Here is a 22,061-nt window from a genome sequence, read left to right on the forward strand (position 1 = left end):
TTTAAATGATCAAGACGCCGTACTACTTCATCGATAAAACCAAGCTGCTGGGCAATATGGAGAAGATCGCCTACGTGCGCGAACACTCCGGTGCCAAGGCGCTGCTCGCCCTCAAGTGCTTCGCCACCTGGTCGGTCTTCGACCTGATGCAACAGTACATGGACGGCACCACCTCTTCGTCGTTGTACGAGCTCAAGCTCGGCCGCCAGAAGTTCGCCGGCGAAACCCACGCCTACAGCGTGGCCTGGGCCGACGACGAGGTCGAGGAAATGCTCGAGAACTGCGACAAGATCATCTTCAACTCGATCGGCCAGCTGCAGCGCTTTGCCGAACAGTCCGAAGGCAAGGTCCGTGGCCTGCGCGTCAACCCGCAGGTCAGCAGCTCCGACTACCTGCTGGCCGACCCGGCCCGCCCGTTCAGCCGCCTGGGCGAATGGGACCCGGCCAAGGTCGAACAGGTGATCGAGCAGATCTCCGGCTTCATGTTCCACAACAACTGCGAGAACGGCGACTTCGGCCTGTTCGACAAGATGCTCACGCACATCGAAGAGCGCTTCGGCCACCTGCTGCACAAGGTCGAATGGGTCAGCCTCGGTGGCGGCATCCACTTCACCGGTGAAGACTACGCGCTGGACGCCTTCTGCGCGCGCCTGAAAGCCTTCTCGGAAAAGTACGGCGTGCAGGTGTACCTGGAGCCGGGCGAAGCGGCCATCACCAACAGCGCATCGCTGGAAGTGACCGTGCTCGACACCCTGTACAACGGCAAGCACCTGGCCGTGGTCGACAGCTCGATCGAAGCGCACATGCTCGACCTGCTGATCTACCGCCTCAACGCCAAGATGGCCCCCAACGACGGCGCGCACACCTACATGGTCTGCGGCAAATCGTGCCTGGCCGGTGACATCTTCGGCGAATACCAATTCGATCGTCCACTGGCCATCGGTGATCGCCTGTCGTTCGTTGACGCGGCGGGTTACACAATGGTCAAGAAAAACTGGTTCAACGGTCTGAAAATGCCATCCATCGTGGTCAAGCAACTCGACGGCAGCGTCGAAGTGGTGCGCGAGTTCGGTTTCGAAGACTACGTTTCCAGCCTGTCCTAAGACCGGCTTTCAGTAAGGAGCAAGGGATAAATTGAAGAAGAACGTTCTTATCATTGGTGCAGGAGGTGTCGCCAAGGTGGTGGCCCACAAGTGCGCGCAGCATAACGACGAACTGGGTCGTATCGCTATCGCGTCACGGAACATCTCCAAATGCCAGGCCATCATCGACAGCGTCAAGGCCAAGGGTAGCCTGAAGGTGCCCGCCGACATCCAGGCCTTCTCGCTCAATGCCCTCGATGTCGAGGCAACCAAGGCGCTGATCCGCGAAACCGAATCGCAGATCGTCATCAACGTTGGTTCCGCCTTCCTCAACATGTCGGTGCTGCGTGCCTGCATCGATACCGGTGTCGCCTATCTGGACACCGCCATCCACGAAGAGCCGGGCAAGATCTGCGAGACCCCGCCGTGGTACGGCAACTACGAGTGGAAACACCTCGAAGAGTGCCAGGCAAAAAACATTACCGCCATTCTCGGCGTCGGTTTCGACCCGGGTGTGGTGAACAGCTACGCCAAGCTGGCGCAGCAACAGTATTTCGACAGCATTGACTCGATCGACATCCTCGACGTCAATGCCGGTTCGCATGGCAAGTACTTCGCCACCAACTTCGACCCGGAAATCAACTTCCGCGAGTTCACCGGGCAAGTGTGGAGCTGGCAGAACAGCCAGTGGACCAGCAACACCATGTTCGAGGTCAAGCGTACCGATGACCTGCCAGTGGTAGGTTCGCAGAACCTGTACCTGACCGGCCACGATGAAGTTCACTCGATTTCGAAGAACCTCAACGTGCCGAACGTGCGTTTCTGGATGAGCTTCGGCGAGCACTACATCAACGTGTTCACCGTGCTGAAGAACCTGGGCCTGCTCTCCGAGCAGCCGGTGAAAACCGCCGAAGGCCTGGAAGTGGTACCGCTGAAGGTGGTCAAGGCCGTGCTGCCCGACCCAGCCTCGCTGGCCCCGGGCTACACCGGCAAGACCTGCATCGGTGACCTGGTCAAGGGCACCAAGGATGGCCAGCCGCGCGAAGTGTTCATCTACAACGTGGCAGACCACGAAGAAGCCTACGCCGAGACCGACAGCCAGGGCATTTCCTACACCGCCGGTGTACCGCCAGTGGCCGCTGCCCTGCTGGTCGCCCGAGGCGAGTGGGATGCCAAGCGCATGGTCAACGTCGAAGAGCTGCCAGCCGAGCCGTTCCTCAAGGCGCTGGACGTGATGGGCCTGCCGACCCGCGTCAAGGATGAAAAAGGCGATCGTCCCTGGGACGCTGAAGCCTAAGCAGCAAGACAGAGAGGGCGCCGATATGGCGCCCTCTCTGTTTTTGCAGGCCCGGCCTCTTCGCGGGCACGCCCGCTTCCACAGCTAGCGTGCCTGCCCCTGGCCTGTGCCAGTCCTGTGGGAGCGGGCATGCCCGCGAAGAGGCCAATGCAGAGAGAGAGAGAGAGAGAAGAGGCCAATGCAGGCTTCAGCTACCCTGCCCGGCCAGTTTGTCCAGCAGCGCTTTGGCCAGGGCCTTGTCCGAGAACGGGTTCTGCCCGGTAATCAGTTCACGGTCCACCACCACATGGGGTTGCCAGGCCTCCGCATAGCCCATCTCGCCCCCTGCCGTTGCCATGGCGTTGGCCGGGTAGAACAGCAAACGCTGGTCCTTGAGCGAACCCTCGAACACCTGCTCCTCCGGGTCGGAGAAAATGGTCATCTTGTAGCCTTTGTACAACCAGTCGTTGGCTGCCGGCTTTTCACCACGCGCCAGCGCCGACTGGTAGCTTGCCGGGTCCTGCTGGGCCGAGAGCAAGGCGATGGGGCCGTGGCAGATGGCGGCCGTGGGCTTGCCGGCCTGGTGGAAATGCCGCAGCAAGGCACCCACTTCCGGGTTGTTGGCCAGGTCGATCAACGGCGCATGGCCACCGGGGATGAACAGCCCGGCATAGCGCCCCAGGTCACCGGCCAGGACTTCTTTCACCGACAGGGTATCGTCAATGCCCGGCAGGCCTTGCACGACCTTCTCGATCCGGCGCATCTCCACCGCATCGCCGGCAAAGTAGCTTGGGTCGATCGAACGCTGGTCGACGCGCGGGGCATTACCCTTGGGGGTAACCAGCACCAGCTTGTAACCAGCCTTGAGCAACTGGTCGGCAGGCACGCCGAATTCGTTGAGGTAGTAGCCGGTGGCGTAGCGCTTGCCGTCCTGCAGCGGCAACTGGTGCTCGCTGGACAGCAGCACCAGCACCTCACCCTTGGGTGTAGCGTGGGCGCCGGCGGCAAGCAGGGTGCCGGCAACAGCCAGGGCAAGTCGGGACATCTTGGTCATGCAACAATCTCCTGATCACGCAAATGGAACTGTCCGCTCATGTTGGCGGGATGCGTTCATGCTAATGGCAAGGCTATGATTCGATAATTCGAAAGCTCTCATGCCTGTGATCCAGAAAATGAATATCACCAGCAAGGACCTCAACCTGCTGTACCTGTTTCATGTGCTGTATCAGGAACGCAACGCCACCCTCGCCGCGCAACGCATGGCGCTGAGCCAGCCTGCGCTCAGTCACAAGCTGAACAAGCTGCGCCATCAGTTTGGCGACCCGCTGTTCGTCCGCGCGCCCCGGGGCCTGACCCCGACACCACGCGCCCACGAACTGGCGCCCGAGGTAGAACGCCTGGTGGTAGGGCTGGAAGGTTTCTATGAACGCTGCGAGGGGCAGGACTTCCTCGCCCGCCCTGCCCGCCTGCACCTGTACAGCACCGACTATGCAGAGCAGACGCTGTTGCCCAGGCTGCTGCCGATCCTGCGCAGCCAGGCACCGAACCTGACACTGGTCACCCACAACACGCGTGGCCAGCTACCTCGCGAAGAACTGGAGAAAGGCACCTGTGACCTGGCCGTTGCCGGGTTCTACACCGGCCTCCCGGAAACGTTCCACCAACAGCGCCTGCTCAGCGAACATTTTGTAGTGCTGGCCTCGCGCAGCCATCCAGGCCTGGACCAAGGCCTGGATCTCGATACCTTCCTTGCCAGCGACCACCTGCTCACGACACTCACCGGCGACCTTGATGGCCTGGTCGACCGCGCCTTGCGCAGCCAGGGCATGCAGCGACGGGTGGTGGCAGGCCTGTCGAGCTTCGTCGCACCCACGCGCCTGCTGCGCGGCACCAACCTGCTGCTCACCTGCCTGCGCTCGTTGGCCATCGAAGCCACCGAGCGTGATGACGACCTGCGCATGTACCCGCTGCCGCTGACACTGCCAGCGGTCGAGGTGATGCAGATCTGGCACGAACGCACCCATGCAGATCCCTTGCGACGCTGGTTCCGGCAACAGTTGTGGCGCGTCAGTCAACAGCTGCCGGCCTGCACAGGTAACAATTTCTAAACAACAATGTGACATTTTTTTTCAGCTTTCTTACCAAGGAGCTGTCAAATGAAGGTCACTGTTTTCGGTACCGGCTATGTCGGCCTCACCCAGGCAGTGTGCCTGGCCCAGGTGGGGCACTCGGTGTTGTGCATGGATGTCGACGCCGAGCGGGTCGCGAGCCTCAATACAGGCCATTGCCCGATCTTCGAGCCCGGCCTTGCGCCGATGCTGGAAAAGAACCTGGCCTGCGGTCGCCTGCGCTTCACCACCGACGCCAGCGAAGCGGCCAACTACGCCAGGTTGCAGTTCATCGCCGTCGGTACCCCGCCACAGGCCGATGGCAGCGCCGACCTGAAGCATGTGTTCGCAGTGGTCGACAGCATCCTCGAACATGCCGACGGCCCCAAGGTGATCGTCAACAAATCCACTGCTCCGGTCGGCACGGTGCACCGCATCAAGGCGCGCATCGCCCAGACCGTGGCCGATAGCAGCCGCTTCCACGTTGTCAGCAACCCCGAGTTCCTCAAGGAAGGCTCGGCCGTCGATGACTGCATGCGCCCGGAGCGCATCATCATCGGCGGCGCGGCCCCCGCCGAAGTGGAGCTGCTGCGCGAGCTGTACCTGCCATTCAGCCGCAACCGCGAAAAGCTCATGGTCATGGATGCCCGCAGCGCCGAGCTGACCAAGTACGCGGCCAACTGCATGCTGGCGACCAAGATCTCGTTCATCAACGAAATCGCCAACCTGGCCGAGCACCTGGGCGCTGACATCGAAATGGTGCGCCGTGGCATCGGCTCGGACCCGCGCATCGGCTACGACTTCATCTATGCCGGCTGCGGCTTTGGCGGCTCATGCTTCCCCAAGGACCTGCAAGCCCTGCGCCGCAGCGCAGAGGCCGAAGGCTTCGAACCGCAGTTGCTGCGTGCGGTGGAGTCGGTCAACGAGCAGCAAAAGGGCCGGCTGTTCAGCAAGATCCAGCGCCACTACCCACGTGGCCTGCGGGGCAAGGTCTTCGCTTTGTGGGGGTTGTCGTTCAAGCCCAATACCAACGACATCCGCGAGGCCTCCAGCCGGGTCCTGCTGGAAGCGCTGTGGGCCGCCGGTGCGCGGGTGCAGGCCCACGACCCGCAGGCCATGGAAGCGATCCAGCGCCACTATGGTCCGCGCGCCGACCTGCAGCTGATGCCGTGCAAGGACGATGCGCTGCACGGCGCCGATGCCTTGGTGATCGTCACCGAATGGCAGGACTACCGCGTGTTGAACCTGGACAAGGTACCGCACCAACTGGCCGACCGGGTGGTATTCGACGGGCGCAACCTGTTCGAACCCGAGCACATGGCCGCCGCCGGCCTGACTTATTACGGCATCGGCCGTGGCCAGGTACAGCCAGCATGCCCGTACTGATTACCGGCGTGGCCGGCTTTATCGGCTACCACGTTGCGCGGCGCCTGTGCGAAACAGGCATCGAGGTGGTCGGTATCGACAACCTCAATGCCTACTACAGCGTCCAGCTGAAGCTGGCGCGCCTGCAGCAGCTGTTCGGCTTTGCCGGTTTCCGCTTCCACACCCTCGACATCGCCCACCCGAGCGAACTGCAACAACTGTTCGCCGGGCAAGCGTTCAGTGCCGTGATCCACCTGGCGGCGCAGGCCGGGGTGCGCTATTCGCTGGACAACCCCGGCGCCTATGGCCAGGCCAACCTGGTCGGCTTTCTCAACCTGCTCGAAGCCTGCCGCCAGCAGCCGCCCCGCCATCTGATCTACGCCTCCAGCAGTTCGGTGTACGGCGCCAACGCCAAACTGCCGTTCTGCGTCGACGACCCGGTCGAGCAACCGCTGTCGCTGTATGCCGCCAGCAAGCGCGCCAATGAACTGATGGCGCACAGCTACGCACACCTGTACCAGCTGCCGACCACCGGCCTGCGCTTTTTCACCGTTTACGGCCCCTGGGGCCGCCCCGACATGGCGTTGTTCAAGTTCACCCGCGCCATGCTCGAGGGCCGGCCGATCGAGGTCTACAACAACGGCCTGATGGGGCGCGACTTCACCTACATCGACGACATCGTCGAGAGCATCGTGCGCTTGCGCCTGAAGCCGCCAGTGCCGGACAAAGGGCAACCACCCTGCCAGTTGTTCAACATCGGCCGAGGCCAGCCGGTACGGCTGCTGCACTTCGTCGAAAGCCTGGAACGTGCCTTGGGCATCAAGGCCCGGCGCGACTACCTGCCGCTGCAAGCGGGTGACGTGCTGGAAACCTGGGCCGACGTCGGCTCGCTGGCGCGCTGGATCGGCTACACCCCCGACACATCGCTGGAACACGGCGTCAATGCCTTCGTTGGCTGGTACCGGGATTTCTACCGGGTTTGAAGCGCGCAATCACAACACGATCACAGGACGCCTCATGACAGATGCACTGGACCTCTCGGTACTCATTCCCGCCAGGAACGAGGTCGACAACCTGCCGTCACTGCTGATGGAAATACGCACCGCGCTGGCGGATGAAGACTATGAAGTGCTGGTGGTCGATGACGGCAGCAGCGACCGCACCCTGAGCGTACTGCAGCAACTGAAAAGCCAGGGTTACCCGCAGCTGCGCATCCTCCGCCACGCGCGCTCGCTGGGCCAGAGCACCTCGCTGTGGCATGCCGCCCAGGCTGCACACGGGCGCTGGCTGGCGACCCTGGACGGCGACGGCCAGAACGACCCGGCCGACATCCCCGGCATGCTGGCCCTGGTGCGCGCCAACCAGGACCTGGCCGGCGGCCTCAAACTGGTGGCCGGGCACCGGGTCAACCGCCGCGATAGCGCCAGCAAGCGCTGGGCCTCGCGCTTTGCCAACGGCCTGCGCAGCCGCCTGCTCAAGGACGCCACGCCAGACACCGGCTGCGGGCTGAAACTGATCGAGCGCACGGCCTTCCTGCGCCTGCCCTATTTCGACCACATGCACCGCTTCATCCCGGCGCTGATCCTGCGCCACAACGGCCGCATGCTGGTGCACCCGGTCAATCACCGGCCACGTCACGCCGGGGTGTCCAAGTACGGCAACTTGGACCGCGCCCTGGTCGGCATTCTCGACCTGTTCGGGGTCTGGTGGCTGGTCCGTCGCACCCGCCTGGACACGCCCCCCCAGGAGCTCGAAGGATGACCCGTGAAACCCTGTGGTTGATCATCGGCTTCGCCGGCCAGGTCGTATTCACCGGGCGCTTCGTGTTGCAGTGGCTGTACAGCGAGTTCAAGCGCCGCAGCGTGATACCGGTGGGTTTTTGGTACCTGAGCATGCTCGGCAGCGCACTGCTGCTGACTTATGCCATCTATCGCCAGGACCCGGTGTTCATCATCGGCCAGAGCTTCGGCTTTCTGGTCTACCTGCGCAACCTGCAGCTGATCGCCCGCCACCAGGAACAGAAGGAATAGCCCTTGCCAAGGTTCAACACGCTCGGGGCCGAACGCCTGGCCCTGATTACCCTCGCCATATTGCTGGTGGGCGCGGGTATCGGCTGGCGCCAGCCGATGAATGTGGATGAAGAACGCTTTCTCGGCGTCGCCCTGGAAATGCTGCAGAGCGGCAACTGGTTCATCCCGCACCGGGCAGCGGAAATCTACGGCGACAAGCCGCCGTTGTTCATGTGGACCGTGGCTATGTTCAGCCACCTCACCGGCTCGCCCAAGGTGGCCCTGTACCTGCCTGGGCTGCTGTCGGCGGCAACCATCACCTGGGTGCTACATGACCTGGGGTGGCGCCTGTGGAACCGGCGCATCGGCGTGATCGCCGCCTTGCTGTTCCTGGCTACCTACCAGAGCTACAGCATCCTGCGCACCGGGCAGATCGACAGCTTCCTGTGCCTGTGGGTGGCATTGGGTTTCTACGGCATGCTGCGCCACTTGCTGCTCGGGCCGGCGTGGGGCTGGTTCTACCTGGCCTGCATCGCCATGGGCCTGGGCATCATCAGCAAGGGCGTGGGCTTTATCCCGGCGCTGCTACTGCTGCCCTATGCCTGGGCGGTGCGCCACCGCTGGCACGGGGTTGTGACCATGCCCGGCCAGGGTTGGCGCTGGTGCCTGGGGCTGCTGTGGCTGCTGGCCGGTTGCGCGGTGTGGCTGCTGCCACTGCCTGGTATCGATTGCCCATGGCGGTGGCGCGGCGGAGCTGGCCTATCTGAAGGAGATCCTGCTGCGCCAGACCGCCAGCCGCTATGCCAATGCCTGGGACCATCGCGAACCGTTCTGGTACTTCTTCGTCAAGGTCATCCCCAAGTACTGGTTGCCATTGGTGCTGGCCCTGCCCTGGCTGGTACCGGCCTGGCGCCGACAGTTGCACAAACGGGACGGGCGCTTCTTGCTGCTGCTCGGCTGGGTGGCACTGGTGCTGTTGTTTTTCAGCCTGAGCAGCGGCAAGCGCAAGCTGTATGTCTTCCCGGCGCTGCCGGGTCTGGTGCTGGCCATCGCGCCGCTGTTGCCGTGGCTGCTCAAGCGCTGGCTAGGCGGCCGTCCGGCCTGGCGCAAGGTGTTCACTGCGGTGGCCCTGGCATGGTTTGCGCTGTGGTTTGCGCGCGGTTTCGTCGAGCCGTCGAAGGAAGGCCGCAACCCGCATGAGACATTGATGACCGAAGCTGCACGAGCCACAGGCGGCGCCGAGCTGGTGCTGGTCAACTGGCGCGAGGGGCATTGGCTGTTTGCCCGGCAACCCATCGTGCACTTCGGTTTCACCGACCAGTCCAGGGCGGATGCAGCCGTCTACTGGCTGCGCCACAACCCTGCCGCCTTTGCCTTGGTCCCGGCTTCGGAACTGGGCCGCTGCTTCAGTGCCGACAAGGCACGCAGGCTGGGCCAGACCTCGCGCGCCGAATGGTATGTGGTCGCTGCCGACGCCGATAATGGCCATTGCCAGGCCACGGCCCCCAGCCATGTCTACCACTTCGCCTGGGCGGCCTCGCCTTAGTGCCTGTCAATGTTTCCGCAGGAATCCGCGGGCCGGTGCACAATCACTTGCAATCCGTCACATCTCAAAATACTGTATGAATATTCAGTATCACAGGTCAGCCCCATGCAACTCATTGCCAAACTCGGCATCCTTGCCGATGCTGCCAAGTACGACGCATCCTGCGCCAGCAGCGGCGCGCCCAAGCGCAACTCGCGCGGGGCTGATGGCCTGGGTGCTACCAATGGCATGGGCATCTGTCACAGCTACACCCCTGACGGGCGCTGCGTGTCGCTGCTCAAGGTGCTACTGACCAACTTTTGCCTCTACGACTGCCAATACTGCGTCAACCGCCGCTCCAGCAACGTGCCACGCGCACGTTTCAGCCCCGAGGAAGTGGTCCGGCTGACGCTGGACTTCTACCGGCGCAACTGCATCAGCGGCCTGTTTCTCAGCTCTGGCATCATCCGCTCGGCGGACTACACCATGGAGCAACTGATCCGCGTGGCCCGGCTGTTACGCGAGGAGCACGGCTTCCGTGGCTACATCCACCTCAAGACCATCCCTGATGCCGATCCGCTGCTGATCGAGGAGGCCGGGCGCCTGGCTGACCGGCTCAGCGTCAACATCGAGCTGCCGACCGACGCCAGCCTGAAACGCCTGGCACCGGAGAAACAGGCGCACACCATTCGCCAGGCCATGGGCGTGATCCACCGCGGCCAGCAAGCCGTGGCCCAAGAACCCAAGGCGCCGCGCTTTACCCCGGCCGGGCAAAGCACCCAGGTGATCGTCGGGGCCGACAGCACCGACGACAGCACATTGCTGCGCAATGCCGAATCGCTGTACCAAGGCTACGGCCTCAAGCGCGTGTACTATTCCGCCTTCAGCCCCATCCCCGACAGCCCCGGCAGCGTACCCCTGGCCGCACCGCCGCTGCTGCGCGAACACCGCCTGTACCAGGCTGACTTCCTGTTGCGTGGCTATGGCTACAAGGCCGGCGAGCTGCTGGGTCAGAGCGGCAACCTGGCACTGGACATCGACCCCAAGCTGGCCTGGGCGCTGGCCAACCGCGAAGTGTTCCCACTGGATGTGAACCGTGCCGAGCCGGCGCTACTGGCACGCATCCCCGGCATTGGCCTGCGCAGCGTGCAGCGCCTGGTAGCCCTGCGACGCGAACGGCGCATTCGCTACGATGACCTGATCCAGTTGCGCTGTGTGCTGGACAAGGCGCGGCCGTTCATTGTTACCAGCGACTACCGCCCGGCCCAGGCCGAGTTGCGCAGCGGCCTGCTGAGGGCGCGCTTGCGTGAGCCGCAGGCGCCGGTGCAAATGGGCTTGTGGGGATGATCGCGCTCGACTGCGACGGCCTGTTCGCCACCTGGCGTGACCAGGCCCGGGTGTTGTTGGGGCATGGCGTCGACCCGTCGGAGGTCACCTGGGTGCAAGGGCCGGTGGCTGATTTGCTGGCCATGCCGACAGCACTGCCGGAAGGCCCCGGTCCTTTTCGCGCCAAGGTGCCAGCGGCGCTGCTGGGCCAGCTGGAACAGGCGGCTCGCTACCGTGGCGAGCAGCGCTGGAACCTGCTTTACGAGGTACTTTGGCGGGTGGCCCATGGCGACCGCACTGCCATGCTGGCGGGCGACCGATTGGGCAGTGAGCTGCACAGGCGGATCAAGCAGGTCAATCGCGAAGCGCATCACCTGCATGCGTTCGTACGCTTCGTGCCACTGCCCGAAGTACTGGCTGAACAGCTGCAAATTGACCTGGTGGCCTATCACGAACCGGCGCATGACATTCTGGAAAGCGCCAGTGCGCATTTCGCAGACCGCCTGGGGCGTTTGCGCTGGTTGATTGCCACGGCCAACGACGGCATACGCTTCGATGGCCAGGCATTCGACTACCAGCGCCAGTGCCCCGAGCCCTGGCGCCAGTGGGCGCGCAACGCCGAAGACCCTGGCGCGGAATTGTGGCGCACCTACTATCGCCATACCTTCAACCCTGCCCGCCTCAACCCCGATGCCTTGCGCCTGCACATGCCCGGCCGGTTCTGGCGCCATTTGCCGGAGGGCATGCTCATTCCGCAGCTCGAAGGCCTGGCTCGGCAAGGCAAGCAACGGGATGGCCAAGCCCTGGAAGTCGCCTCCCAGGCTGGCAAACAGATCAGCAAGCCCACGAACCATTCTCAAGCCGAACGATCAGCCGCCACAGCCGTCATAACCTGAGCCGCTGCCGACACGCAAAGAGGACGCGAAATGACCCCACCCGATCCGTCATACGTCAAATGGCTCGAAGACCGCGCCATGCTCAGGGTCTCCCAGCAACGCACCCACCTGTACTCCGGCCAGTCGCGCCTGTGGCAACAGCCCTACGCCGAAGCCCAACCCCGCCGGGCCACCGAGATCGCTTCGGTCTGGCTGACCGTCTACCCCGACGCCATCATCGCCCCCGACGGTTGTTCGGTGCTTGGGGCCCTGGCCCACGAGGCGCTGTGGAAGCGTTTGTCGGAGATCGGCATCCAGGGCCTGCACACCGGCCCGATCAAGTTGTCTGGCGGCATCCGTGGCCGTGAGCTCACCCCCAGCGTCGATGGCAACTTCGACCGCATCAGTTTCGACATCGACCCGCTGTACGGCAGCGAGCAGGAGCTGGTCCAGATGAGCCGCATGGCCGCCGCGCACAACGCCGTGACCATCGACGACCTTATCCCTTCGCACACTGGCAAGGGCGCCGACTTCCGCCTGGCCGAGCTGGCCTACGGTCCCTACCCGGGGCTGTACCACATGGTCGAAATCCGCGAGGAAGACTGGCCGTTGCTGCCCGAAGTGCCGGCCGGGCGCGACGCAGTCAACCTGCTGCCGGCCCAGTGCGACGAGCTCAAGGCCCGCCATTACATCGTCGGCCAGCTACAACGGGTGATCTTCTTCGAGCCAGGTGTGAAGGAAACCGACTGGAGCGCCACGCCGCCGGTGACCGGTGTGGATGGCAAGACCCGGCGCTGGGTGTACCTGCATTACTTCAAGGAAGGCCAGCCGTCGCTGAACTGGCTGGACCCGACCTTCGCCGCCCAGCAGATGATCATTGGCGATGCCCTGCACGCCCTGGACTGTCTGGGCGCCCGCGGCCTGCGTCTGGATGCCAACGGCTTTCTCGGCGTGGAGACGCGCGCCAGCGGCACCGCCTGGTCGGAAAGCCACCCGCTGTCGATCGTCGGCAACCAGCTGATCGGCGGCATGATCCGCAAGGCCGGCGGTTTCAGCTTCCAGGAACTGAACCTGACCCTCGACGATATCGCGCAGATGTCCAGGGGCGGTGCCGACCTGTCCTACGACTTCATTACCCGGCCGGCCTACCAGCATGCACTGCTGACCGGCGACACCGAGTTCCTGCGCCTGATGCTCAAGGAAATGCACGCCTTCGGCATCGACCCGGCCTCGCTGATCCATGCCTTGCAGAACCATGACGAGCTGACCGTGGAGCTGGTGCATTTCTGGACCCTGCATGCCCATGACATGTACCTGTACAAAGGCCAGACGTTGCCCGGCGGCATCCTGCGCGAGCACATCCGCGAAGAGATCTACGAACGGCTGTCAGGCGAGCATGCGCCGTACAACCTGCGCTTCGTCACCAATGGCATAGCCTGTACCACGGCCAGCCTGATCGCTGCCGCACTGGGTATCCGCGACCTTGGGCAGATCGGCGCGGCAGAAACAGAGCTGATCCAGAAGGTGCACCTGCTACTGGTCATGTACAACGCCATGCAGCCGGGGGTGGTGGCGCTGTCCGGCTGGGACCTGGTGGGCGCCCTGCCCTTGCCCGCCGAAGCGGTCGCGCAGCGGATGCTGGATGGCGATACCCGCTGGATTCACCGGGGCGGCTACGACCTGGCCGGGCTTGAGCCGCAGGCCCAGGCGTCAGTGCGTGGCATGCCCCGTGCCCGGTCGCTGTATGGCAGCCTGGACAGCCAGCTGGAAAACGGCGATTCGTTTGCCTGCAAGGTGAAGAAACTGCTGGCAGTGCGTCAGGCCTATGGCATCGCCACCAGCCGTCAGCTGTTGGTGCCCGACGTCAGCAGCCCCGGCTTGCTGGTAATGGTGCATGAGCTGCCGGCCGGGCGCGGCATTCAGATCAGTGCACTGAACTTTGGCCAGGAAAAGATTGCCGAGGAGCTGCAACTGACCGGATTCACGCCGGGGCCGGTGGTGGACATGATCAATGAAACGGTCGAAGGGGATTTGACCGAAGATGGGCGGCTGATGGTGAACCTGGACCCGTATGAGGCGCTGTGCCTGCGGATCGTCAACAGCAGTGGCCATGTCTGAATGGTATTTGCCCCATTGCCTTCGCCGGTGAAGTTCTGAACGGCAGCCACGCGACATTTGTGGGAGCGGGTTTACCCGCGAACACCGGCGCAGCCGCTGCCATCCACCGCGTCGCCTGCTTCGCGGGCATGCCCGCTCCCACAGGGACCTGACCAACTGAAGGAATGCGCCATACCTGTTGGAGCGGGCGCGCCCGCGAACACCGGCGCAGCCGGTGCCATCCACCGCGTCGCCTGCTTCGCGGGCATGCCCGCTCCCACAGGGTCCGTACCAGCTGAAGGAATGCACCATACCTGTGGGAGCGGGCGCGCCCGCGAACACCGGCACAGCCGGTGCCATCCACCGCGTCGCCTGCTTCGCGGGCATGCCCGCTCCCCACAGGGTCCGTACCAGCTGAAGGAATGCGCCATACCTGTGGGAGCGGGCGCGCCCGCGAACACCGGCGCAGCCGGTGCCATCCACCGCGTCGCCTGCTTCGCGGGCATGCCCGCTCCCACAGGGTCCGTACCAGCTGAAGGAATGCGCCATACCTGTGGGAGCGGGCGCGCCCGCGAACACCGGCGCAGCCGGTGCCATCCACCGCGTTGCCTGCTTCGCGGGCATGCCCACAGGGTCCGTACCAGCTGAAGGAATGCACCATATCTGTGGGAGCGGGTTCACCCGCGAACACCGGCGCAGCCGGTGCCATCCACCACGTCGCCTGCTTCGCGGGCATGCCCGCTCCCACAGGGACCTGACCAACTGAAGGAATGCGCCATACCTGTGGGAGCGGGCGCGCCCGCGAACACCGGCGCAGCCGGTGCCATCCACCGCGTCGCCTGCTTCGCGGGCATGCCCGCTCCCACAGGGTCCGTACCAGCTGAAGGAATGCACCAGGACCTGTGGGAGCGGGTTCACCCGCGAACACCGGCGCAGCCGGTGCCATCCACCGCCTCGCCTGCTTCGCGGGCATGCCCGCTCCCACAGGGTCCGTACCAGCTGAAGGAATGCACCATATCTGTGGGAGCGGGTTCACCCGCGAACACCGGCGCAGCCGGTGCCATCCACCGCGTCACCTGCTTCGCGGGCATGCCCGCTCCCACAGGGTCCGTACCAGCTGAAGGAATGCGCCATACCTGTGGGAGCGGGCGCGCCCGCGAACACCGGCGCAGCCGGTGCCATCCACCGCGTCGCCTGCTTCGCGGGCATGCCCGCTCCCACAGGGTCCGTACCAGCTGAAGGAATGCACCATACCTGTGGGAGCGGGCGCGCCCGCGAACACCGGCACAGCCGGTGCCATCCACCGCGTTGCCTGCTTCGCGGGCATGCCCACAGGGTCCGTACCAGCTGAAGGAATGCACCATATCTGTGGGAGCGGGTTCACCCGCGAACACCGGCGCAGCCGGCCGGTGCCATCCACCGCGTCGCCTGCTTCGCGGGCATGCCCGCTCCCACAGGGTCCGTACCAGCTGAAGGAATGCGCCATACCTGTGGGAGCGGGCGCGCCCGCGAACACCGGCGCAGCCGGTGCCATCCACCGCGTCGCCTGCTTCGCGGGTGAACCCGCTCCCACAGGGTCACCTGCAGCTGACGGAGTGCGCCGTACCTGTGGGTTTAGAGCTCCAGACAAATGGCCGGCTTGCTTTTACCGCTCCACGGGCATAGCGTTCGGTAGTTTTATTTTTCGTGCCCAGGAGCAACTCCATGTACACCGGCATCGTCCAGGCCGTCCGCCCTCTGCTTGATGTGACCACCTACCCGGGCCACAACCAGTTCACCATCGACCTCACCCCGGAACTGCTCGACGAGCTGAAGATCGGCGCCAGCGTCAGTGTCGAAGGCACCTGCCTGTCAGTTACCGAGATCAACGGCACCCAGGTCAGGTTCGACGCCATGACCGCCACCCTCGAGCGCACCAACCTGCGCAACTTCAAGGCCGGCCAGGGCGTCAACATCGAACGCTCGGCGAAGATGAACGCCGAAGTCGGCGGCCACCTGATGGCCGGCCACATCGCCACCACCGCCGAAATCGTCGAGCTGTCGATCAAGGAAACCGGTGCTTTCATCAAATTCCGCATGCCACCGGAATGGGGCAAGTACGTGTTCCCGCGCGGCTTCATCGGGGTCAACGGCTGCAGCCTGACCGTAGCCGATGTCGAGGACAACGTGATCACCATCAACCTGATCCCGGAAACCCTGCGCCAGACCACCTTCCCTGGCTACAAGGCCGGCGAGCTGCTCAACATCGAAGTGGACCACCAGACCATGGTGCTGGTCGATGTCGTGGAGCGCACCATCAAGAGTACCCTGGCCCGCGAAATGCCTCGCTGAGTTCCCGAGCATGCTGCCCAATACCCTCCCCGCGCGCACAGCCAAGCGGCTGCGCCTGCAGGTGCTGCGTGGCCGTGTCGGCCTCGGCCTGGTCGCCGGCCTGTCGGTGCTGGCCGGCATGACCGATGCCATCGGCCTGCTGGCGCTGGGCGACTTCGTGTCGTTCATGAGCGGTAACACTACGCGCCTGGCCGTCGCCATCAGCGATGCGGACCTGCCCCTGGTGCTGCGCCTGAGTGCTGCGGTGCTGGGCTTTGTCGTCGGCAACGCCCTGGGCGTGCTGCTGGCGCGCGGTTTCCGCCGTCGAGCCTGGCCGGTGCTGCTGGTGGTCGCCGCCCTGCTGGCCTTTGCAGCCGCATGGCCCTTGGCAGTGACCTTTCCAGCGTTACTCGCTGCCACGCTGGCCATGGGCATGATCAATGCCGTGGTCGAACAGGTGAACGGCCTGCCGATCGGCCTGACATATGTCACCGGCGCCCTGTCACGCTTCGGTCGCGGGCTGGGGCGCTGGCTACTGGGCGAACGGCGCAATGGCTGGCGGGTGCAACTGGTACCTTGGGCCGGCATGCTGCTGGGCGCCGCGCTGGGTGCCTGGCTAGAGCACCACCTGGGCCTGCAGGCGCTGGCCGGCAGCTGCGCGCTGGCCTGCGTGCTGGCCCTGGTGTCGCGGTTCATTCCACGGACATGGCTGCGTGGCTACATGCCGCACTGATCACTCGATGCGCGGGTGCTGCTGCACCAGCAACTTGCGCTTGGCCTCCAGTTCGGCAATCTGCGCATCGATGTCCTCGATCCGTTGCTCGATGTTGTCGTGATGCTCCTGCAGCAGCTCACGCGCTTCCTCGATATCCGATGCTGCCGGTGCCGCGCCGCGCAGCGGTTTGTTGGCGGTTTCCTTCATGGTCAGGCCGGTGACCAGCCCCACGGCCGCGATCACCATCAGGTAATAGGCCGGCATGTACAGGTTGCCAGTACTCTCCACCAGCCAGGCGGCGATGGTCGGGGTAAGGCCGGCTATCAGCACCGAGATATTGAAGGCGCTGGCGAGGGCGCTGTAGCGGATGTGTGTGGGGAACATTGCCGGTAGTGTCGAGGCCATCACGCCGATGAAGAAGTTCAGCAGCACGGCAATGATCAGCAGCCCGGCAAAAATCACCCCCAGCACGCCGCTGTTGATCAGCATGAATGCCGGGATGGCCAGCACCAACAGGCCGACGCTGCCGACGATGATGAACGGTCGACGGCCGAACTTGTCGCTGAGCAGCCCGATCATGGGCTGCACGAACAGCATGCCGACCATGATCGCGATGATGATCAGCACGCCATGATCTTCGCTGTAATGCAGGTTGTGCGACAGGTAGCTGGGCATGTACGTGAGCAACATGTAGTAGGTGACGTTGGTGGCAATAACCACGCCGATGCAGGTCACCAGGCTGCGCCAGTGTTGGGTGGCCACTTCCTTGAACGACACTTTCGGCCCGGTCGCCAGGCCTTCGCGGTCGCCTTTCTCCAGCTTGTCGACGTGCTGCTGGAAGGCTGGCGTCTCCTCCAGCGCATGACGCAGGTACAGGCCGATGATGCCCAGCGGCAAGGCGAGGAAGAACGGCAGGCGCCAACCCCATTCGAGGAACTTTTCCTCACCCAGCACCGTAGAGATCAACACCACCACACCGGCACCCAACACGAACCCGGCGATCGAGCCGAAATCCAGCCAACTGCCGAGAAACCCCCGTTTACGGTCAGGGGCATATTCGGCGACGAAGATCGACGCACCGGTGTACTCGCCCCCCACCGAGAAGCCCTGGGCCATCTTGGCCAGCAGCAACAGGATCGGCGCCCAGATACCGATGCTGGCATAGGACGGTATCAGGCCGATGGCGAAGGTACTGAGCGACATGATCACGATGGTTGCAGCAAGGATTTTCTGCCGCCCGAACCGATCGCCCAGGGCACCGAAGAACAGCCCGCCCAGAGGCCTGATCAGAAACGGCACCGAGAACGTGGCCAACGCCGCGATCATCTGCACGCTTGGGTCGGCGTTGGGGAAGAATACCTTGCCAAGGGCATAGGCGACGAAGCCGTAGACGCCGAAGTCGAACCACTCCATGGCGTTGCCCAATGCGGCCGCGGTGATTGCCTTGCGCATCTTGCCATCGTCGACAATGGTGATGTCCTTCAGGCCGATTGGCTGGAGGTTTTTCTTGCGAGGTTTCATGTCCGTATCCCTGTCGATGAATGCTCTAAGGGATGAGATACAACGGGACACTAAATAATTCAGCGCTTACTGCTTTTTTGTGATTTTCCTCGCCGGTTGCTGCGCAGCAAGAAAAAGCCGCTGCGATGACAGCGGCTTGCAGGGGCAGCGGCTCGCGGTCAGATACCTTCGCGGGCCAGGTCCATGGCGAAGTAGGTGAGGATCAGGTCGGCACCGGCACGCTTGATCGCGCCGATGCTTTCACGCACCACCCGGCCTTCATCGATGGCGCCCGCCAGGCCACCGAACTTGATCATCGCGTATTCACCGCTTACCTGGTAGGCCGCCAGCGGCAGGCGCGATGCTGCACGGATATCGGCGATCACGTCGAGGTAGGCACCAGCCGGCTTGACCATCAGCACATCAGCCCCTTCCTGCTCGTCGAGCAGTGACTCACGCACGGCTTCGCGGCGGTTCATCGGGTTCATCTGGTAGCTCTTGCGGTCGCCCTTCAGCGCGGTACCACCGGCTTCACGGAACGGACCATACAGCGACGAAGCGAACTTGGTGGAATAGGCCATGATCGCGGTGTCGTGGAAGCCGGCACCGTCCAGGGCGCTGCGGATGGCCTGGACCTGGCCGTCCATCGCCGCCGACGGGGCAATGAAATCGGCACCGGCAGCGGCGGCGATGACTGCCTGCTTGCCCAGGTTGGCCAGGGTGGCGTCGTTGTCCACGCCGTGGTCGTGCAGCACACCGCAGTGGCCGTGGCTGGTGTATTCGCAGAAGCAGGTGTCGGACATCACCACCATTTCCGGCACGGTGTCCTTGCAGATGCGCGACATGCGCGCGACCAGGCCGTTTTCGTTCCAGGTGTCGCTGCCGACGGCGTCCAGGTTGTGCGAAACGCCAAAGGTCATAACCGACTTGATACCGGCGCGGGCATAGCGCTCGATTTCCTGCGCAAGCAGCTTCTCGGGGATGCGGTTGACGCCTGGCATGCTGGTGATCGGCACGAAGTCATCGATGCCCTCTTCGACGAAGATCGGCAGGATCAGGTCTTCAAGGCGGAACTCGGTTTCCTGGAAGATCGTGCGCAGGGACTCGTTCTGGCGTAGGCGGCGTGGACGAACGGACGGAAATTGGTTGGACATGACAGCTCCAGGGAATTTGAACGGCGTATACCTTATGCCTGTCACGCGCCAGTGAAAAGGCCAGATGACGAGATATTGTCTTGCGTCAAAGGCAATGGCTGCATTTTTCCTGTGCCGGCCTCTTCGCGGGTAAACCCGCTCCCACAAGTACAGCGCGATCCTGTGGGAGCGGGTTTACCCGCGAAGAGGCCAGTGCAGACAACCTATTACTGAAGCCAGGGCGGCGTCGGCTCCTCTGCCCTCGCCGCCCCATGCTCTGCCTCGGCGCGCGCCGCGCGGCGCCGGGCATCATCCAGCCGGGCTGCGTCAATTTCGCGCATCACGCCGCTTACGTCGGCTTCATGTTCGTCATCCTCGAACACGCCGGTCAATTCGCTATCAGGCAGCAATTTGCCGGCCTCGTACAAGGCCCACATTTCCTGCGCATAGCGGGTACTTTTCAGCTCCGGCGCAAAGCGCCCGAAATAATGGGCCATGTTCGCCACGTCGCGCTGCAGCATGCTGAAGGCATGGTTGTTGGCCGCGGCATCCACCGCCTGCGGCAGGTCGATGATCACCGGCCCGTCCGGGCCTAGCAGCACGTTGAACTCGGACAGGTCACCATGCACCAGCCCGGCACATAGCATCAGCACGATCTGGCGAATGACGAAGGCGTGGTACGTACGGGCATCCTCGGCCTCGAGGTGCACGTCGTTCAAGCGTGGGGCCGCGTCCCCGTCGGCATCGGTGACCAGCTCCATCAACAGCACGCCGTCCTGGAAGTCGTAAGGCTTGGGCACCCGCACGCCAGCGCCGGCCAGGCGGAACAGCGCCGCCACTTCGGCGTTCTGCCAGGCGTCTTCGGCTTCCTTGCGGCCGTACTTGCTGCCCTTGGCCATGGCCCGGGCCTGACGGCTGTTACGTACCTTGCGGCCTTCCTGGTACTCGGCGGCCTGGCGGAAACTGCGCTTGTTGGCTTCTTTATAGACCTTGGCGCAGCGTACCTGGCTGCCGCAGCGCACCACATACACGGCGGCTTCCTTGCCGCTCATCAACGGCCGCAGGACTTCGTCGACCAGGCCGTCTTCGATCAGGGGTTCGATTCTTTTCGGTGTCTTCATCAGGCTGTGTTCGGGGTCCTGGCTGTGATGGCGGACATCCTCTCACAGCCTGATGCGACTTGCTCGTCTGTCTGCAATGACCCAATCGTCAGGCCGTACTTCAGGCACTCTGCCCCACACGAGTCACCGGTGCCCCGCGTGCCCGACGCCGCGTGACCAGCAGGCCCGAACACACCACCAGCACCGCCAGCACCATGGTCGATACCACTTCAAGGCGGTGGTCCGGACGGAACAGCATCAACACCAGCACACCGCTGATAAACAGGATCACGCCCCAGGTCAGCCACGGGAACAGCCACATGCGGTAGCCCAACGTCTTGCCCTGTGCGGTCAGGCGCTGGCGCAGGCGCAGCTGGGAAACGGCGATCACCAGGTACACCAGCAGGGCAATGGCGCCGGAGCTTGCCATGAGGAAGCCGAACACCTTGGCCGGCACCAGGTAGTTGGCAATCACCGCCAGGAACGCTGCACCGGTAGACAGCAGCACCGCCACCACCGGCGTGCCACTGCGGCTGGTCACCTGGGCGCAGGCCGGGGCGTCACCGCGACGGCTCAGCGAATAGACCATGCGCGAAGCGGTGTACAGCGAGGAGTTGAGGCAGCTGGTCACCGAGGTCAGCACCACGAAGTCGATGATGGCCTTGGCATTCGGTACCCCGAGGGTGTCCAGCACCGTGACATAGGAGCCTTCGGTGGCCAGGCGCGGGTCGGTCCAGGGCACCAGCGCGATGACAATGAAGATCGACAGAATGTAGAACAGCGTGATGCGCCAGATCACCGAATTGGTGGCCTTGGAAATATGCTTGCCTGCCTCGTCGGATTCGGCGGCAGCGATGGTTACCACCTCGGCCCCGAGGAACGAGAACATGGTAATCAGCATGGCACTCAGCACCGCACCAAACCCGTTGGGCATGAAACCGCCGCTATCCCACAGGCGCGATACGCCACTGACACCGGAGCCTGGCAGCAGGCCGAAGATGGCGCACACCCCCAGCGCGATGAAACCGACGATGGCCACCACCTTCACCAGCGCCAGCCAGAACTCGAACTCACCGTAGTTCTTCACGCTGAACAGGTTGGTGGCGGTCAGCAACAGGGTAATCACCAACGACAGGACCCAGATCTCCAGCTGCGGGACCCAGGAATTTATGATGGTGGCGGCGATGTTGGCCTCGATGGGGATGATCAGTACCCAGAACCACCAGTACAGCCAGCCGATGGTGTAGCCGGCCCACTTGCCAATGGCAAGATCGGCATAGGTAGAGAACGAACCGGTGTCTGGCGACGCAACGGCCATTTCGGCCAGCATGCGCATCACCAGCACCACCAGTGCGCCGGCCAGGATATAGGCCAGGATGGTGGCGGGCCCTGCTTCGGCAATGGCGCGGCCGGAGCCGACGAACAGGCCGGCGCCGATCACGCCGGCAATGGACAGCATGGTGACATGCCGGGATTTCAATCCATGACTCAAATTGTTCTTGTGGGTTTGCATGGCGCTACCTTGTTGTTTTTGTCATGCCCACGCAGGGGCCGCCGGCTTGCACGTCACCGACGCAGGCGCGAAAAAGCCCGCCCTGCCCCAGATGGTGAGTAGGGCAGTACGGGTTGAGTAAAACGAA

At 63.7% G+C, this 22,061-nt stretch carries 17 protein-coding genes and 1 pseudogene; 13 read left to right on the plus strand and 5 right to left on the minus strand.

The window, feature by feature from the left end; all coding sequences use genetic code 11:
* Positions 1–5 precede the first annotated feature (5 nt).
* Together QIY50_25030 and QIY50_25035 are read left to right on the plus strand one after the other, a co-directional pair.
* Positions 6–1,103 carry a carboxynorspermidine decarboxylase gene (locus QIY50_25030; protein WGV20485.1) on the plus strand — a complete coding sequence of 366 codons (1,098 nt, stop codon included), beginning with the start codon at positions 6–8 and terminating at the stop codon, positions 1,101–1,103.
* A gap of 31 nt (positions 1,104–1,134) precedes the next feature.
* Positions 1,135–2,379: a saccharopine dehydrogenase family protein gene (locus tag QIY50_25035; GenBank protein WGV20486.1), complete on the plus strand. Its 1,245-nt coding sequence runs from the start codon at positions 1,135–1,137 to the stop codon at positions 2,377–2,379.
* 187 nt (positions 2,380–2,566) lie between these two features.
* Here QIY50_25035 and QIY50_25040 read toward each other — a convergent pair whose 3' ends face one another.
* Positions 2,567–3,412 (minus strand): type 1 glutamine amidotransferase domain-containing protein, encoded by an 846-nt coding sequence (locus QIY50_25040; protein WGV20487.1) that lies wholly within the window; start codon positions 3,410–3,412, stop codon positions 2,567–2,569.
* Positions 3,413–3,530: 118 nt separating this feature from the next.
* On the opposite strand from QIY50_25040, the gene QIY50_25045 reads away from it, so the two are divergent.
* From QIY50_25045 to QIY50_25095, 11 genes and pseudogenes are all read left to right on the plus strand, one after another.
* Positions 3,531–4,466, plus strand: a complete 936-nt coding sequence (locus tag QIY50_25045; GenBank protein ID WGV20488.1) for a LysR family transcriptional regulator — start codon at positions 3,531–3,533, stop codon at positions 4,464–4,466.
* A gap of 48 nt (positions 4,467–4,514) precedes the next feature.
* Positions 4,515–5,852 carry a UDP-glucose/GDP-mannose dehydrogenase family protein gene (locus tag QIY50_25050; protein WGV20489.1) on the plus strand — a complete coding sequence of 446 codons (1,338 nt, stop codon included), beginning with the start codon at positions 4,515–4,517 and terminating at the stop codon, positions 5,850–5,852.
* On the plus strand, positions 5,840–6,814 hold the full coding sequence (locus tag QIY50_25055) for an NAD-dependent epimerase/dehydratase family protein (GenBank protein ID WGV20490.1): 975 nt from the start codon (positions 5,840–5,842) through the stop codon (positions 6,812–6,814). Before QIY50_25050 ends, QIY50_25055 begins: the two co-directional genes overlap by 13 nt.
* Before the next feature lie 34 nt (positions 6,815–6,848).
* Positions 6,849–7,592: a glycosyltransferase family 2 protein gene (locus QIY50_25060; GenBank protein WGV20491.1), complete on the plus strand. Its 744-nt coding sequence runs from the start codon at positions 6,849–6,851 to the stop codon at positions 7,590–7,592.
* A complete protein-coding gene (locus tag QIY50_25065) occupies positions 7,589–7,861 on the plus strand; it encodes a lipid-A-disaccharide synthase N-terminal domain-containing protein (protein ID WGV20492.1) in 273 nt (90 codons plus the stop codon). Before QIY50_25060 ends, QIY50_25065 begins: the two co-directional genes overlap by 4 nt.
* Positions 7,862–7,864: 3 nt before the next feature.
* Positions 7,865–9,386, plus strand: a pseudogene (locus QIY50_25070) (glycosyltransferase family 39 protein).
* Positions 9,387–9,491: 105 nt separating this feature from the next.
* On the plus strand, positions 9,492–10,712 hold the full coding sequence (locus tag QIY50_25075; protein WGV20493.1) for a putative DNA modification/repair radical SAM protein: 1,221 nt from the start codon (positions 9,492–9,494) through the stop codon (positions 10,710–10,712).
* The gene (locus QIY50_25080; protein WGV20494.1) at positions 10,703–11,587 is read left to right on the plus strand and encodes a TIGR03915 family putative DNA repair protein; all 885 of its coding nucleotides are present in this window, start codon (positions 10,703–10,705) and stop codon (positions 11,585–11,587) included. Before QIY50_25075 ends, QIY50_25080 begins: the two co-directional genes overlap by 10 nt.
* 30 nt (positions 11,588–11,617) lie before the next feature.
* Positions 11,618–13,684, plus strand: coding sequence for a maltose alpha-D-glucosyltransferase (gene treS / locus QIY50_25085; protein ID WGV20495.1), 2,067 nt, complete (start codon positions 11,618–11,620; stop codon positions 13,682–13,684).
* A 1,683-nt stretch (positions 13,685–15,367) separates the two neighbouring features.
* Complete coding sequence (locus tag QIY50_25090) at positions 15,368–15,994, plus strand: riboflavin synthase subunit alpha (protein WGV20496.1); 627 nt, start codon at positions 15,368–15,370, stop codon at positions 15,992–15,994.
* A gap of 10 nt (positions 15,995–16,004) precedes the next feature.
* Positions 16,005–16,706 (plus strand): YoaK family protein, encoded by a 702-nt coding sequence (locus QIY50_25095; GenBank protein ID WGV20497.1) that lies wholly within the window; start codon positions 16,005–16,007, stop codon positions 16,704–16,706.
* Here the strand turns inward: QIY50_25095 and proP are convergent, their stop codons facing one another.
* The 4 genes from proP to gabP all read right to left on the minus strand — a co-directional run bounded on the left by proP (position 16,707) and on the right by gabP (position 21,934).
* Entirely contained in the window at positions 16,707–18,209 is a 1,503-nt protein-coding gene (proP, locus tag QIY50_25100) for a glycine betaine/L-proline transporter ProP (protein ID WGV20498.1), read from the minus strand.
* Positions 18,210–18,367: 158 nt separating this feature from the next.
* On the minus strand, positions 18,368–19,342 hold the full coding sequence (gene hemB, locus QIY50_25105) for a porphobilinogen synthase (protein ID WGV20499.1): 975 nt from the start codon (positions 19,340–19,342) through the stop codon (positions 18,368–18,370).
* Positions 19,343–19,548: 206 nt separating this feature from the next.
* Positions 19,549–20,442, minus strand: a complete 894-nt coding sequence (locus QIY50_25110) for a PA4780 family RIO1-like protein kinase (protein ID WGV20500.1) — start codon at positions 20,440–20,442, stop codon at positions 19,549–19,551.
* Positions 20,443–20,542: 100 nt separating this feature from the next.
* Complete coding sequence (gene gabP, locus QIY50_25115) at positions 20,543–21,934, minus strand: GABA permease (protein WGV20501.1); 1,392 nt, start codon at positions 21,932–21,934, stop codon at positions 20,543–20,545.
* Positions 21,935–22,061: the final 127 nt, after the last annotated feature.

This window comes from Pseudomonas putida, from assembly GCA_029953615.1.
In the GTDB taxonomy this organism is placed as follows: Bacteria; Pseudomonadota; Gammaproteobacteria; order Pseudomonadales; family Pseudomonadaceae; genus Aquipseudomonas.

Coding starts and splice junctions, on each gene's coding strand:
- QIY50_25065 (WGV20492.1), top strand. CDS start 7,589: ATGACCCGTGAAACCCTGTGGTTGATCATCGGCTTCGCCGGCCAGGTC.
- QIY50_25045 (WGV20488.1), top strand. CDS start 3,531: ATGAATATCACCAGCAAGGACCTCAACCTGCTGTACCTGTTTCATGTG.
- treS (WGV20495.1), top strand. CDS start 11,618: ATGACCCCACCCGATCCGTCATACGTCAAATGGCTCGAAGACCGCGCC.
- QIY50_25090 (WGV20496.1), top strand. CDS start 15,368: ATGTACACCGGCATCGTCCAGGCCGTCCGCCCTCTGCTTGATGTGACC.
- QIY50_25110 (WGV20500.1), bottom strand. CDS start 20,442: ATGAAGACACCGAAAAGAATCGAACCCCTGATCGAAGACGGCCTGGTC.
- QIY50_25050 (WGV20489.1), top strand. CDS start 4,515: ATGAAGGTCACTGTTTTCGGTACCGGCTATGTCGGCCTCACCCAGGCA.
- gabP (WGV20501.1), bottom strand. CDS start 21,934: ATGCAAACCCACAAGAACAATTTGAGTCATGGATTGAAATCCCGGCAT.
- QIY50_25095 (WGV20497.1), top strand. CDS start 16,005: ATGCTGCCCAATACCCTCCCCGCGCGCACAGCCAAGCGGCTGCGCCTG.
- QIY50_25055 (WGV20490.1), top strand. CDS start 5,840: ATGCCCGTACTGATTACCGGCGTGGCCGGCTTTATCGGCTACCACGTT.
- hemB (WGV20499.1), bottom strand. CDS start 19,342: ATGTCCAACCAATTTCCGTCCGTTCGTCCACGCCGCCTACGCCAGAAC.
- QIY50_25040 (WGV20487.1), bottom strand. CDS start 3,412: ATGACCAAGATGTCCCGACTTGCCCTGGCTGTTGCCGGCACCCTGCTT.
- proP (WGV20498.1), bottom strand. CDS start 18,209: ATGAAACCTCGCAAGAAAAACCTCCAGCCAATCGGCCTGAAGGACATC.
- QIY50_25030 (WGV20485.1), top strand. CDS start 6: ATGATCAAGACGCCGTACTACTTCATCGATAAAACCAAGCTGCTGGGC.
- QIY50_25075 (WGV20493.1), top strand. CDS start 9,492: ATGCAACTCATTGCCAAACTCGGCATCCTTGCCGATGCTGCCAAGTAC.
- QIY50_25060 (WGV20491.1), top strand. CDS start 6,849: ATGACAGATGCACTGGACCTCTCGGTACTCATTCCCGCCAGGAACGAG.